Source organism: Streptomyces shaanxiensis, from assembly GCF_039537145.1.
In the GTDB taxonomy this organism is placed as follows: Bacteria; Actinomycetota; Actinomycetes; order Streptomycetales; family Streptomycetaceae; genus Streptomyces; species Streptomyces shaanxiensis.
In genome coordinates, this window is record NZ_BAAAZY010000001.1 from 303,667 (window position 1) to 316,757 (window position 13,091).

Genomic DNA, 13,091 nt, shown 5'->3' on the forward strand with positions numbered 1-13,091 from the left:
ATCGCGAGGAGAACGAGAATGTCGAGCGCACTGTCCCGTGTCCGCGCCGCCTACGCCCGGATCGAAACCGTGGACCGCCCCGAGATCTGGATCGATCTGCGCCCGCGGGCCGCTGTCGAGGGCGAGGCCCGGATCATCGACGACCGCGTGGCCGCGGGGGAACAACTCCCGCTGGCGGGCCGCCTGTTCGCCGTCAAGGGCAACATCGACGTCCAGGGCCTGCCCACCACCGCGGGCTGCCCTTCGTACGCCTACGATCCCGAGGCCGACGCCCCCGTGGTCGCCCGCCTGCGTGCCGCGGGCGCGCTCGTCCTCGGCACGACGAACCTCGACCAGTTCGCGACGGGCCTGGTCGGCACCCGCTCCCCCTACGGCGCGGTGCGGGGCGCCCATGACCCGGCCAGGATCAGCGGCGGCTCCAGCGCCGGCTCGGCCGTCGCCGTGGCGCTCGGCATCGTCGACTTCGCGCTCGGCACGGACACGGCGGGCTCGGGCCGGGTCCCGGCCGCCTTCAACGGCATCGTCGGCCTCAAGCCGACCCGGGGTCTGGTCCCGACGGAGGGCGTCGTCCCGGCCTGTGCGTCGATCGACTGCGTGACGGTGTTCGCGCGGACGCTGCCGGAGGCCGAGCAGGCCCTGTCGTTCATGGCGTCCCCGCCCGGCCGCGCCCTGCCCCCGCTCCCCCAGCGCACACCGGGGCCATGGCGCATCGCGGTCCCGCCCGTGGAGCAGCTCGGTGAGCTGGACCAGGGCTGGGCCGAGGCCTACGAGGCCGCGGTACGGCAGCTTGCCGCAACCGGCGCCGACATCCGCACCCTCGACCTCGCGCCCTTCACCGAAGCCGCCGCCATGCTGTACGAGGGGGCCTTCGTCGCCGAGCGCTACACGGCCGTGGGGAGCTTTGTCGACAAGGCGCTGGCAGCGGGGGACGACACCCTCGACCCCACCGTCGCCGGCATCGTCACCCGCGCCCGCGACATCCCTGCCCACCGGCTCTTCGCCGACCAGGACCGACTGGCCGTCCTGCGCGCCCGCGCCGAGGCCGAACTCGCCGACGCCGACGCCCTGTTGCTCCCGACCACGCCCGGCCACCCCACCCTCGCCGAGGTGGCCGCCGACCCGCTGGGCGCCAACGCCCGCCTGGGCCGCTTCACCAACTCCACGAACCTCTTCGACCTGGCCGCGGTCGCCGTCCCGGCCGGTGAGGTGAACGGCCTGCCCTTCGGCGTGATGCTGATCGGCCCGGCGTTCAGGGACGAGCGGCTCGCTCGGATCGCGGATCTGCTCCGCCCGGACGTGAGCCTCGCCGTGGTCGGCGCCCATCTCTCCGACCAGCCCCTGAACCCCCAGCTCCTCGCCCTGGGCGCCCGGTTCGACCGCACGACCGCCACGGCGCCCGTCTATCGCCTGCACGCCCTGTCCACGACCCCGCCCAAGCCGGGCCTGGTCCACGTGGGCGAGGGCGGTGCCGCGATCGAGGCCGAGGTGTGGCGGCTCCCGGCGGAGGGGCTCGGCCGGCTCCTCGCGGAGCTGCCCCGGCCGATGGCCCTGGGGCGCGTGCGGCTGGAGGACGGCAGCCATGTTCCCGGGTTCCTGTGCGAGCCGGGGGCGCTCACGGACGCCGAGGACATCACGTCGTACGGGGGCTGGCGGGCGTACCTCGGGGGCGGCCGCTCCTGACCTCGGGTACCGGAAACAGCAAAGGCAAGGAGGTCATGCACTCCTTGCCACTCTCAACTTATAGCGCACTGGGGGGCTTGCGGCAAGGCCCCCCTCCTCCCGCAGAATCATCGACCTAAGGCCAGAGGCTGCGGAAATGGGGGATTCACACAGTGCGTGTGTTGTTGTCGACGTACGGGTCGCGCGGGGATGTCCAACCGATGGCGGCACTGGCGGTGCGGCTGCGGGAACTCGGCGTTCAGGCGCGGGTGTGCGCGCCGCCGGACGAGGAGTTCGCGAAACTGCTGGCCGGTGTCGGGGTGGAGCTGGTGCCGGCCGCCGAGCCGGTACGGACGCTCGTGACGAGGTCGACGCCGGCCGTACCGGAGGGCCTGCCCCAGCGCGCGGCCGCGTTGGTCGCCGCGCAGTACGAGGCGGTCTCCTCGGCGGCCGAGGGATGCGACGCGGTGGTGGCGACCGGCCTGGTCCCGGCCGTGGCCGGCGCGCAGGCGGTGGCCGAGCAGCTGGGCATCCCCTTCAGGTACGTGACCTACTTCCCGACCATGCTGCCGTCACCGCACCACGAACCGCACCCGCTGGGCGGACCGTTCCCGCCGGACATGACCGACCGGCGGGAACGGTGGGACTGGAACGCCCAGAGCTTCAACAGGCTGTACGGCCCAGGGGTCAACGCCCTGCGGGTGTCGATCGGCCGGCCGCCGATCGACGACGTCCGCAGCCACGTCTTCACCGACCGGCCATGGCTGGCGGCGGATCCGGTCCTGGGCCCGTGGCCGGAGCCGGCGGACCTCGATGTCGTACAGACCGGAGCGTGGATCCTGCCGGACGAACGCCCGCTGCCCGCCGAACTCCTGGGGTTCCTGGAGGCCGGCGCACCCCCGGTGTACGTGGGCTTCGGCAGCATGCCCATGCGCGAGTCGCGGGATGTCGCGCAGGTGGCCGTCGAGGCGGTACGCGCACAGGGCCGCCGCGTACTCGTCGGGCGAGGCTGGGCCGACCTGGCCCTGGTCGACGACCGGGACGACTGCTTCGTCGTCGGCGACGTCAACCATCAGGCGCTGTTCCGCCGGGTGGCGGCCGTGGTGCACCACGGCGGCGCGGGCACCACGACCGCAGCCGCCGTGGCCGGCGCGCCCCAGGTGGTGGTACCTCAGCTGGTGGACCAGCCGTACTGGGCCGGGCGGGTCGCCGACCTCGGCATCGGCGCGGCACACGACGGCCCGACCCCGACCTTCGAGTCCCTGTCGGCCGCGCTGAGCGTGGCCCTGGCTCCCGAGACCCGCACCCGGGCAAGCGCCGTCGCCGCCTCGATGCGCACCGACGGGGCGGCTGTCGCCGCGCAGCTCCTCCTCGACGAGATCAGCCGGGACAGGCAGCCCGCGTCCGCGTGAACCGCGCGGGAACGCCGAGCCAGGACCCGGAACACCGCCCACACCGCTCTCCACGCGCCTTGCCGCACACAACGGTCGTAAGCGACCCCAGATCGGAGCCCATCGCAGTGACCCCCCTGACCACCAGCGCGTTCGACCTTCCCGACCGTCTCTCCGCCAAGGCCGACCCCACACTGATCGCCGACGACGAGCGGTACTTCACGGCTCTCGCGCAGTGCCTGGAGCAGTCGATCGCCGAGGTGTCCGACCAGCTCGACGCGGCGCGCAGGGCACCCGGCGGGCTGGGCCGGCAGGCCATGGACCGGGACGCGGAGATCCACCGGCTGACCGCCCGCCTGCGCACCCTGCGCCGCTTCGGCCTGGACCTGTGCCTCGGGCACATGGTGAGCGCGGGCGACGCCGAGCCCGTGTACATCGGCCGCCTCGGCCTCACCGACAGCGCCGGCCGCCGGCTGCTGGTCGACTGGCGCTCACCCGCGGCCGAGCCGTTCTTCGGCGCCACCCACGCCCGTCCGATGGGGTTGGCGAGCCGCCGCAGGTACCGCTGGACCCGCGGCCGGATCAGCGACTACTGGGACGAGGTGTTCACCCCGGACGGCCTCGAACGGCACGCCGCACTCGACGACCAGTCCGCCTTCATCGCGAGCCTGGGCAGCAACCGCTCGCCCCGGATGCGCGACGTGCTCGGCACCATCCAGGCCGACCAAGACGCCATCATCCGCGCGAGCTCCCGCGGCGCACTCGTCGTCGACGGCGGGCCGGGCACGGGGAAGACGGTCGTCGCCCTGCACCGCTCCGCCTACCTGCTGCACTCCGACCCGCGCCTCGGTCACCGTCGGGGCGGCGTCCTGTTCGTCGGCCCGCACCGGCCCTACCTGGCCTACGTCGCCGATGTCCTGCCCAGCCTCGGGGAGGAGGGCGTGCAGACCTGCATCCTGCGCGACCTCGTCACCGAGGGGGCCGCGGCGGGGGTCGAGGCCGACCCGGAGGTGGCCCGGCTGAAGTCCTCCGCGGAGCTGGTGAACGCGATCGAGAAGGCCGTCCGGTTCTACGAGGAGCCGCCCGCCAAGGGCATGACGGTCACCACCCACTGGTCCGACATCTGGCTGAGCGCCCACGACTGGACCGCGGCGTTCGAGGCGGCGGAACCCGGTACGCCGCACAACGAGGCGCGCGACCAGGTCTGGGAGGAACTGCTCACGATCCTGGTCGACAAGCACGACGACGAGGCCTCGGCGCAGGACGGCGACGTCCCGGCCCACCTGCTCCGCAGGTCCCTGTCGCAGAACAGGGAGCTGCTGACGGCCTTCAACCGTGCCTGGCCGCTGCTCGAAGCGTCGGACCTGGTCGGCGACCTGTGGTCGGTGCCGGCGTACCTGCGCATGTGCGCGCCCTGGCTCGACCGCGACGAGGTGCACAAGCTCCAGCGCACGGACCCGCAAGCCTGGACGGTGTCCGACCTGCCGCTCCTGGACGCGGCACGACAGCGGCTGGGCGACCCGGAGACGGCCCGGCAGAAGCGCCGGCACAAGGCGGTCCTCGCCGCCCAGCGTGAGCGCATGACGCAGGTCGTCGACAACCTGATCGAGGCCGTGTCCAACTCGGGCGCCGACGGTGACGACGGCGAGGGCCTGGTCACCATGCTGCGCGGCCAGGACGCCCAGGTCAGCCTGGTCGACGAGTCCGAGCTGTCCACCATCGACCCCGACCTGCTCGCCGGCCCGTTCGCGCACATCGTCGTGGACGAGGCCCAGGAACTCACCGACGCCGAATGGCAGATGCTCCTGCTGCGCTGCCCCTCCCGCAGCTTCACCATCGTCGGAGACCGCGCCCAGGCCAGGCACGGCTTCACGGAGTCCTGGGAGGAACGCCTGGAGCGAGTCGGCCTCAACCGGATCGACATGGCCTCGCTGACCATCAACTACCGCACACCGGAAGAGATCATGACGGAGGCCGAGCCGGTCATCCGCGCCGCGCTCCCCGACGCCAACGTGCCGACGTCCATCCGCAGCAGCGGCGTCCCGGTCGCGTACGGATCGGTCTCGGACCTCGACTCGGTCCTGGCCAACTGGCTCGCCGCACACATCGAAGGGACCGCCTGCGTCATCGGCGCCCCGACGTTCCGCCCGACGGACCGCGTCCAGTCACTGACGCCGGAGTTGTCGAAGGGATTGGAGTTCGACCTGGTGGTGCTCATCGACCCGGAGGAGTTCGGCGAAGGCATCTCGGGCGCGGTGGACCGCTATGTGGCAATGACGCGCGCAACTCAGCAACTGGTGATTCTCACCAGTACTTCTTGATCGACGGGGGTGGGAACGCCCTGAGGGGCGCGGGGAACTGCGCGACCAGCCGCAAGGAACCCCGCACCCGCCCGAAAATCCGTCACCCCACCGACGAGTAGGCGACAACCCCTCGCAGCAACCCGTCCACAGCCTTCCGCGCGTTCTTCGCCACAGTCGACCCCTCCACAGGAGACGCCGCCGAAATCTGACCCAGCACATCGATCACCTGCTTGCACCACCGCACGAAGTCCCCGGCCGGCATCTCAGCCTCCCGAAGCACCTCGTCCAGCCCCTTGCCACTGGCCCACATATAGGCAGCCCAGGCAAAGCCGAGGTCGGGCTCGCGCTGGCCCACACCCTCGCTCTGGGTGATCCGGAAATCCTCCTCCAAGGCATCCAGCCGCCCCCAGATCCGGACCATCTCACCGAGCGCGGCCTTGGCCTTGCCCGACGGCAGCTTCGGCGCCATCGCGTCGTCCCCGACCCGCGCCTCGTACACCAACGCCGAGACGCACGCGGCCAGTTCGGCCGGCCCGAGCCCCTCCCACACGTGCTCGCGCAGGCACTCGCTGGCCAGCAGGTCGAGTTCGCCGTACAGCCGGGCGAGCCGCTTGCCGTGCTCGGTGACCTCGTCGCCGCGCAGATAGTCCAGCTCGGTCAGCAACGCCACGATCCGGTCGAACGTACGGGCAATCGTGTTCGTACGGCCTTCGATACGACGCTCCAGCTGCGAGGTGTCCCGCAGCAGCCGGTGGTAGCGCTCGGCCCACCGGGCGTGGTCCTCACGGTCGTTGCAGCCGTGGCAGGGGTGCGCCCGGAGCGCCTTGCGCAGCCGCTCGATCTCCCGGTCGTCCGCCGCCTGGGACCGCCGCTTGCGGTGCCGCTCCGGTGCGATGTGCCCGGCCTTGGTGCGCAGCGCGGACGCGAGGTCCCGACGGGACTGCGGGGAGCGCGGGTTGAAGGACTTCGGGATCCGCATCCGCTCCAGCGCCTCGACGGGCACCGGGAAGTCCATGGACGCCAGCCGCTTGACCTGCCGCTCGGCGGTCAGGACCAGCGGCCGCGGCCCGTCGTGGTGCTCGAAACCGCGATGCCCGTTCGAGCGCCCGGCGGGCAGCCCGGGATCCAGCACCAGTGCGAGCCCGGCGTACTTGCCCGTCGGCACATGGATGACGTCACCGGGCTTGAGCCGCTCCAGCGCGACCGCGGCCTCCGCGCGCCGCTCGGCCGCCCCCTGCCGGGCCAACTCGTTCTCGCGGTCCTTGAGTTCGCGGCGCAGTCGCGCGTACTCCTCGAAGTCCCCGAGATGGCAGGTCATGGACTCCTTGTAGCCTTCGAGTCCCTCCTCGTTGCGCTGCACCTGCCGCGAGATCCCGACGACCGACTTGTCGGCCTGGAACTGCGCGAAGGACGTCTCCAGCAACTCGCGCGAGCGGTGCCGGCCGAACTGCTCGACGAGGTTGACCGCCATGTTGTACGACGGCTTGAAGCTGGACCGCAGCGGGTACGTGCGCGTACCGGCCAGTCCCGCGAGGTGCTCGGGGCTCGTGCCGCGCTGCCACAGCACGACGGCGTGCCCCTCGACGTCGATACCGCGCCGCCCCGCCCGACCGGTCAGCTGCGTGTACTCACCCGGGGTGATGTCGGCGTGCTGCTCGCCGTTCCACTTGACGAGCTTCTCCAACACCACCGACCGGGCGGGCATGTTGATGCCCAGCGCGAGTGTCTCGGTGGCGAACACGGCCTTCACCAGGCCCCGTACGAACAGCTCCTCGACGACCTCCTTGAAGGTCGGCAGCATGCCCGCGTGGTGGGCGGCTATACCGCGCTCGAGGCCCTCCAGCCACTCGTAGTAGCCGAGGACATGGAGATCCTCGGTGGGGATGGAGGCGGTGCGCTCCTCGACGAGGGCACGGACCTTTTCCCGAGCCTCGTCGTCGTTCAGCCGCAGGCCCGCGTACAGGCACTGCTGGACGGCGGCCTCGCAGGCGGCCCGGCTGAAGATGAAGGTGATGGCGGGCAGCAGTCCCTCGGCGTCGAGCCGTTCGATGACTTCGGGGCGACCCGGCGTCCACACCCGGGAGCGCTGTCTGCGCTCCCGCTCCCGGTCGGCCTCGCGCATGGCGCGCCCGCGTCTGCGGTCCTGGTACGACGGCCGGGTCGCCTCCATGCGGGCCAGCCGTGTGAGGTCGGGGTTGACGGCCTTCTTGTGGCCCTCGCCCTCCTCGAACAGGTCGTACATCCGGCGCCCGGCGAGCACGTGCTGGAACAGCGGCACGGGCCGGTGCTCGGAGACGATCACCTCGGTGTCGCCACGGACGGTGTCGAGCCAGTCGCCGAACTCCTCGGCGTTCGACACGGTCGCCGACAGGGAGACAAGGGTGACCGACTCGGGAAGGTGAATGATCACTTCCTCCCATACGGCGCCGCGGAAGCGGTCGGAGAGGTAGTGCACCTCGTCCATGACCACATAGCCGAGGCCGAGGAGGGTCTGCGACCCGGCGTACAGCATGTTCCGCAGCACCTCGGTGGTCATCACGACCACGGCGGCGTCCGGGTTGACGCTGTTGTCGCCGGTGAGCAGACCGACCATGCCGTTGCCGTAACGGCGGCACAGGTCGGCGTACTTCTGGTTGGACAGCGCCTTGATGGGGGTCGTGTAGAAGCACTTCTTGCCCTGCATCAGGGCGAGGTGGACGGCGAACTCGCCCACGATCGTCTTGCCGGAGCCGGTGGGCGCGGCGACCAGCACGCCCTTCCCTGCTTCGAGCGCCTGGCAGGCCTCGATCTGGAAGGCGTCGAGGCCGAAGTCGTACATCTCGCGGAAGGAGGCGAGCGCGGTGGCCTGCTCGGCAGCACGCTTGCGCGCTGCCGTGTACCGCTCAGCCGGAGAGAGGTCCTCTGTCATCGTGCTTTCGAGCGTACCGGGCCCCACTGACAACAGGACGATCATTATCCGGATCCGCACCCGGCAAACCCGGGATCCGCGCAGCTCACGGCCGCGCAACGGAAGCGGCCGGGTGCGCCCCGTAGGCGCCCCGGCCGCACAGTTCGGCAATCGCCGTGGTCAGGTCACGTCGTCGTAGCCGTTGACCCGCTCACCGCTCGCCTGCTCGGGCAGCGCCCGGGCCGCGGAGACGGTCTCGACCTCGCCGATGTCGTCGGGGGTCAGGTCCAGGTCGGAGGCCTCGTCGTCGGCGGGGCCCATGGCCTCGCGGCGGGCCCTGCGACGGTCGTTGACCAGGGCGACGACGACCGCTGCGAAGTACAGGATCCAGATGGGTCCTGCAAGGGCCATCATCGTCAGCGGGTCGGTGCTCGGCGTCGCGATCGCCGCGAACACCGTGATGCCCATGATCATGCCGCGCCACCAGCCGAGCATGCGCTTGCCGGTGATGGCACCGGTGAAGTTGAGCATCACCAGCAGCAGGGGCAGCTCGAAGGAGAGACCGAAGACGATCACCATGCGCGTGACGAGGTCGAGCAGGTCGTCCAGCGGCAGCAGGTTGTCGACGCCGAACGGCGTGAACTCGATCAGGACGTCGGCGGTCTTGGGCAGCACCTTGTAGGCGAAGAAGGCGCCGGCGAGGAAGAGCGGGAAGCCCGTGGCGACGAACGCGTAGGCGTACTTCCGCTCGTGCTTGTGCAGGCCGGGGGCGACGAAGGCCCACAGCTGGTACAACCAGACCGGTGCGGCAAAAACGACACCGGCCATCAGGGACACCTTCAGGGCCAGCGTGAACGGCGCGAGCAGACCGTTGATCGTGATCTGCGCACACGGGTTCTCGTCGCGCGCCGTCTTGGCCAGTTCCTCGAACGACTTCGGGCAGCCGACCGATTCAAGGACCGGCTTGGTGAAGAAGTTGATGATGTCCTGATAGAAGAAGGCGGCGACGACCGTGATGACGACGATCGCGAGCAGCGCTTTCGCAAGCCGGTTGCGGAGCTCACGAAGGTGTTCCGCGAGGGGCATCCGCCCCTCGGGATCCTTCTCCTCTTTGCGGGCAGACTTCAGCAACCCACGTTCCCATCTCGTGCGGCGGGCCGGCGGTCACCGGCCCTGCGTCAGCGCTTGGTGGTGTCCGTCGGCTCGTTGACCGGCCGCGAGCTGGTCACGTCGCCGGGCGCGGACTGGATGATGCGCTGAGCCGGGGGCTGCTGGTCGTCGCCGGTGTTGTTGTTCGGCGGGTCGGCCGGGGCGGCGGACTTGCCGTCGTCCTTCATCGCCTTCGCCTCGCTCTTCAGGATGCGGGCGGACTTGCCGAGCGAGCGCGCCATGTCCGGAAGCTTCTTCGCGCCGAACAGCAGGATGATGACGACGAGGATGAGAATGATCTCGGGGGCTCCGAGCTTTCCGAACATAAGTCTTGACCTTCTCACCGAGGCGACTGGGGTGGGATGCTGTCCGACCGGTCGGACATGTGTCCGAACGATCGTGATGTCAGCGATCGTAACGCTCAGGGGTAAACGTGAGGCAATCCCCGTGCGTACTCCCTGTCCGCGGACCGGGCCTCGTTCTCCGAGCCGCGACCAGCAGCGTACCTGCCCGGGCCACCGCGTTGACAGGGCGAAGTGGCCCAAAACGCATGCGGCGCAGGACTCACACCCAATACTTGAGGGACCTACAGGGAGTCCACAGCCCGGGCCGCGCTCACCGTCGCCCGCTCCAGGTCCTCGGCCGCCCTGCTGATGCGTCGCGCCGACTCCGTGACCTGCCTGCCGAGGCGCTGCGCCTCCAGGAAGACCCGCACGGCGAGCACGCCGAGCACGGCGAGACCCAGAAAACCCACAGCTACCGCGAACATCGGCCAGAACATGAAGGCGAGCCTAGACCGTCCTACAGCGCGGAGTGCAGCCGCAGGGTGCTGACCCCACCGCCCGTCAGCAGCTCGACGATCCGCTCGCCGGCCGGCTTGCGGACGGCCGCGCCGCACTCGGGGCAGGTGAAGGAGTAGAAGGTCGTACGGCTGGTCGCGCCGATGGCGAGGCGCAGCGCGCTCGCGGCGAGTTCGAAGCGGCCCCGGCAGTCCGGGCAGCCCGCCTTGAACACCACCGGAGCCACGCTTCTCATCCCGGCGAAAGCGGACGCCACCGTCATCCCCGGCACTGCAGACGTCGCCGACTCACTCAAAGCCCTTGCTCCTGCCTGTCGAACTGCCTGACCTACTGTCCGTCGCGGCCCGGGTGCGCCCCGTGAGCACCCTGCGCCTCGATCCCGTCGTACGCCGCCAGCGCCTTGCGGGCGGCCTGCCGGGCGCTGTCGGCCAGCTCGGGCGGCGAGACGATACGGCCGTCGCGGCCGAGCCGAAGCGCCAGACGCCGCAGCGACGCCGGGTCGGGGGTGCGCAGGGTGATACGCAGCCCGCCGTCGGGCAGCTCATCCGCACTGTCGTGCGGGTAGTACTCGGCGACCCACCGCCCGCCCGGCCCGACCTCGACCACGACCTCCGGGTCCTCCGCGGCAGGCTGCACCAGCCCCTCCGACAGGTCCCGCAGCTCGACCTCGGGCGGCGCCGACGGCTCGTCCAGGATCTTGATCTCGGCGACCCGGTCGAGCCGGAAGGTGCGGCGCGCCTCGGAGCGGCGGCACCAGGCCTCGACATAGGTGTGGCCGACGCTGACCAGCCGGATCGGGTCGATCTCGCGCTCGGTGACCTCGTCGCGGGCCGGCGAGTAGTAGCGGATCCACAGCCGGCGCCGCTCGGAGATCGCACGGTCGACGTCCGCGAAGACCCCGCCCTCGGACTCGAACGTCACCGACAGCCGGGAGCTGGCGCCGGCCGCCTCCCCGGCCGCCGTCTCCACCTTGGCGGTCGCCCGCAGCAGCGCCTGCCGGTCGCCCTCACGCAACCCCGGCAGCGTGGCCACGGCGCGGGCGGCCACCAGCAGCGCGGTCGCCTCGTCGGCCGCGAGCCGCAGCGGCTCGGCCGCCTCCGCCCCGAGGGCGGCCGGGTTGTGCCACCAGATGCGCTCGCCGTCGGTGTCGATGTCGAGCAGGTCGCCGCCACGGAAACTTGTGCCGCACATGGGCAGCACATCGAGGTCGGAGACCAGCTCGTCCTCGGAGATGCCGAAGGCACGCGCGACGTCCTCCAGACGCGCACCGGGCCGCTCCCTCAGATACGTCACGAGGGAGAGCATCCGCCGGGTCTGGTCGATGGCGCTCGCTGGCCTGACCGGTTTGCCTGCCACTGTGTGCTCCGCTCCCCCTCAGCCCTTGGCCACGGCACGCAGCCGGTCCACCACATCGGCCCGCAGCTCCGCCGGCTCCAGGACCACCACGTCCGGCCCGAACTCCACCAGCCAGGCATCCAGCCCGTGGCCGTACGGAATCTCCAACTCGTCCCAGCCGTCCCCGAGTTCCCGGACCGAGGTGGCCCTCGCCCGCAAGGGGTACCCCGCGTCCGTGCGCAGCCGGATCAGCGCGGAGCGGTCGGCGGTCTCCCCCGCCCAGCTCGCGACCGTCTCCCGCACGGTGACGACATCGGGCACCTCGGCGGTGAACCGGCCGCTGCGGCTGCGCACCTTGCCGGTGATCCGGGACAGCCGGAAGACCCGCTCGGCACCCCGGTCACGGTCCCAGCCCGCCAGATACCAGTGGCCGCGCCAGCACTCCAGCGCCCACGGCTCGACATGCCGGGGTTCGGGGCGGGCGGCGGTGGCCTTGCGGTAGTCGAAGACGACCGGACGACGGTCGCGGCAGGCCAGCATCAACGGCTCGAACGCGGCCTCGTGCACCGGGATACGGGGCTCCAGGGCGCCGTGCGCCTCGTACGGGTCGACATCCTCCGGCAGCCCCGCCGCGCGCAGCTTCTGCAGGGCACCACTGGCCGCACCCGCCAGCCGGGCCTGCTGCCACACCTTGGCGGCCAGCCCCAGGGCAGCCGCCTCCTCGGCGTCCAGCGTGATGGCCGGCAGGCGGTTGCTGTCGCGGCGGGCGAGATAGCCGACGTCGCCGTCGAGATTCTCGACCGTCTCGATGACCAGGCCGAGCTCGCGCAGATCGTCCTTGTCCCGCTCGAACATCCTGTTGAAGGAGTCGTCGGAACCCGCTTCCAGGTAGGCCTCGATGGACTCACGCAGCTCGCGTTTGCTCAGCGGTCGCCGCGTCCCCAGCAGACACAGCGCCAGGTTCATGAGCCGCTCTGCCTTGGCAATGGCCATCGACGCCCTTCGCCTTCCCTATGGTGCTTACGACCGATGACCGTACCGCCCCGAAGTGGCGTGGCAAAAGCCGAGGGCCCATGCCCGGACAGGCATGGGCCCCAGGTAGTCGGGTCCGGTCGTCCGCCGATCAGACGCGGCGACCGGAAACGACGACCGGATACGACGATCAGACGCCGAGCAGGTCGACCACGAAGATCAGCGTCTCACCGGGCTTGATCGCCGGGGTCGGGCTCTGGTTGCCGTAGGCGAGGTGCGCCGGGATGGTCAGCTGGCGGCGGCCGCCGACCTTCATGCCCTGCACGCCCTGGTCCCAGCCCTTGATGACGCGACCGCCACCCAGCGGGAAGCGGAACGGCGTACCACGGTTCCAGCTGGCGTCGAACTCCTCACCCGTGCTGAAGGCGACACCCACGTAGTGGACGGTGACGGTCTGACCTGCCTGCGCAACCGCGCCGTCGCCCTCCCAGATGTCCTTGATCTCGAGGTCCGCCGGCGGCTCGCCGCCCGGGAAGTCGATCTCGGGCTTGTCGATGCTCACGTCTTACGCTCCATGCTTGTCGTGGAAAGACAA

At 71.0% G+C, this 13,091-nt stretch carries 11 protein-coding genes; 3 read left to right on the top strand and 8 right to left on the bottom strand.

Features of this window, described 5'->3' with window-relative positions:
* The first annotated feature begins 18 nt into the window (after window positions 1-18).
* The 3 genes from atzF (at window position 19) to helR (ending at window position 5,371) form a co-directional block, all read left to right on the top strand.
* The gene (atzF, locus tag ABD932_RS01390; RefSeq protein WP_345008200.1) at window positions 19-1,680 is read left to right on the top strand and encodes an allophanate hydrolase; all 1,662 of its coding nucleotides are present in this window, start codon (window positions 19-21) and stop codon (window positions 1,678-1,680) included.
* Between the two features lie 152 nt (window positions 1,681-1,832).
* On the top strand, window positions 1,833-3,071 hold the full coding sequence (locus tag ABD932_RS01395; RefSeq protein ID WP_345008202.1) for a glycosyltransferase: 1,239 nt from the start codon (window positions 1,833-1,835) through the stop codon (window positions 3,069-3,071).
* Window positions 3,072-3,178: 107 nt separating this feature from the next.
* Complete coding sequence (gene helR / locus ABD932_RS01400) at window positions 3,179-5,371, top strand: RNA polymerase recycling motor ATPase HelR (protein ID WP_345008203.1); 2,193 nt, start codon at window positions 3,179-3,181, stop codon at window positions 5,369-5,371.
* Window positions 5,372-5,453: 82 nt separating this feature from the next.
* Here helR and ABD932_RS01405 read toward each other — a convergent pair whose 3' ends face one another.
* From ABD932_RS01405 to ABD932_RS01440, 8 genes are all read right to left on the bottom strand, one after another.
* Entirely contained in the window at window positions 5,454-8,306 is a 2,853-nt protein-coding gene (locus tag ABD932_RS01405) for a DEAD/DEAH box helicase (protein ID WP_345008336.1), read from the bottom strand.
* Between the two features lie 114 nt (window positions 8,307-8,420).
* On the bottom strand, window positions 8,421-9,371 hold the full coding sequence (gene tatC / locus ABD932_RS01410; RefSeq protein ID WP_345008204.1) for a twin-arginine translocase subunit TatC: 951 nt from the start codon (window positions 9,369-9,371) through the stop codon (window positions 8,421-8,423).
* A 47-nt stretch (window positions 9,372-9,418) separates the two neighbouring features.
* Window positions 9,419-9,715 carry a Sec-independent protein translocase subunit TatA gene (tatA, locus tag ABD932_RS01415; RefSeq protein ID WP_250085377.1) on the bottom strand — a complete coding sequence of 99 codons (297 nt, stop codon included), beginning with the start codon at window positions 9,713-9,715 and terminating at the stop codon, window positions 9,419-9,421.
* A gap of 260 nt (window positions 9,716-9,975) precedes the next feature.
* A complete protein-coding gene (locus ABD932_RS01420; RefSeq protein ID WP_031486675.1) occupies window positions 9,976-10,170 on the bottom strand; it encodes a hypothetical protein in 195 nt (64 codons plus the stop codon).
* Window positions 10,171-10,190: 20 nt separating this feature from the next.
* Window positions 10,191-10,451: a hypothetical protein gene (locus tag ABD932_RS01425; protein WP_345008205.1), complete on the bottom strand. Its 261-nt coding sequence runs from the start codon at window positions 10,449-10,451 to the stop codon at window positions 10,191-10,193.
* A gap of 65 nt (window positions 10,452-10,516) precedes the next feature.
* Window positions 10,517-11,545 carry a helix-turn-helix transcriptional regulator gene (locus ABD932_RS01430; RefSeq protein WP_345008206.1) on the bottom strand — a complete coding sequence of 343 codons (1,029 nt, stop codon included), beginning with the start codon at window positions 11,543-11,545 and terminating at the stop codon, window positions 10,517-10,519.
* Between the two features lie 18 nt (window positions 11,546-11,563).
* Window positions 11,564-12,517, bottom strand: coding sequence for a helix-turn-helix transcriptional regulator (locus ABD932_RS01435; RefSeq protein ID WP_345008207.1), 954 nt, complete (start codon window positions 12,515-12,517; stop codon window positions 11,564-11,566).
* A gap of 169 nt (window positions 12,518-12,686) precedes the next feature.
* Complete coding sequence (locus ABD932_RS01440) at window positions 12,687-13,058, bottom strand: FKBP-type peptidyl-prolyl cis-trans isomerase (protein ID WP_030053355.1); 372 nt, start codon at window positions 13,056-13,058, stop codon at window positions 12,687-12,689.
* Between the last annotated feature and the right edge of the window lie 33 nt (window positions 13,059-13,091).

Coding starts and splice junctions, on each gene's coding strand:
- atzF (WP_345008200.1), top strand. CDS start 19: ATGTCGAGCGCACTGTCCCGTGTCCGCGCCGCCTACGCCCGGATCGAA.
- ABD932_RS01405 (WP_345008336.1), bottom strand. CDS start 8,306: ATGATCGTCCTGTTGTCAGTGGGGCCCGGTACGCTCGAAAGCACGATG.
- tatA (WP_250085377.1), bottom strand. CDS start 9,715: ATGTTCGGAAAGCTCGGAGCCCCCGAGATCATTCTCATCCTCGTCGTC.
- ABD932_RS01420 (WP_031486675.1), bottom strand. CDS start 10,170: ATGTTCTGGCCGATGTTCGCGGTAGCTGTGGGTTTTCTGGGTCTCGCC.
- ABD932_RS01425 (WP_345008205.1), bottom strand. CDS start 10,451: ATGACGGTGGCGTCCGCTTTCGCCGGGATGAGAAGCGTGGCTCCGGTG.
- ABD932_RS01435 (WP_345008207.1), bottom strand. CDS start 12,517: ATGGCCATTGCCAAGGCAGAGCGGCTCATGAACCTGGCGCTGTGTCTG.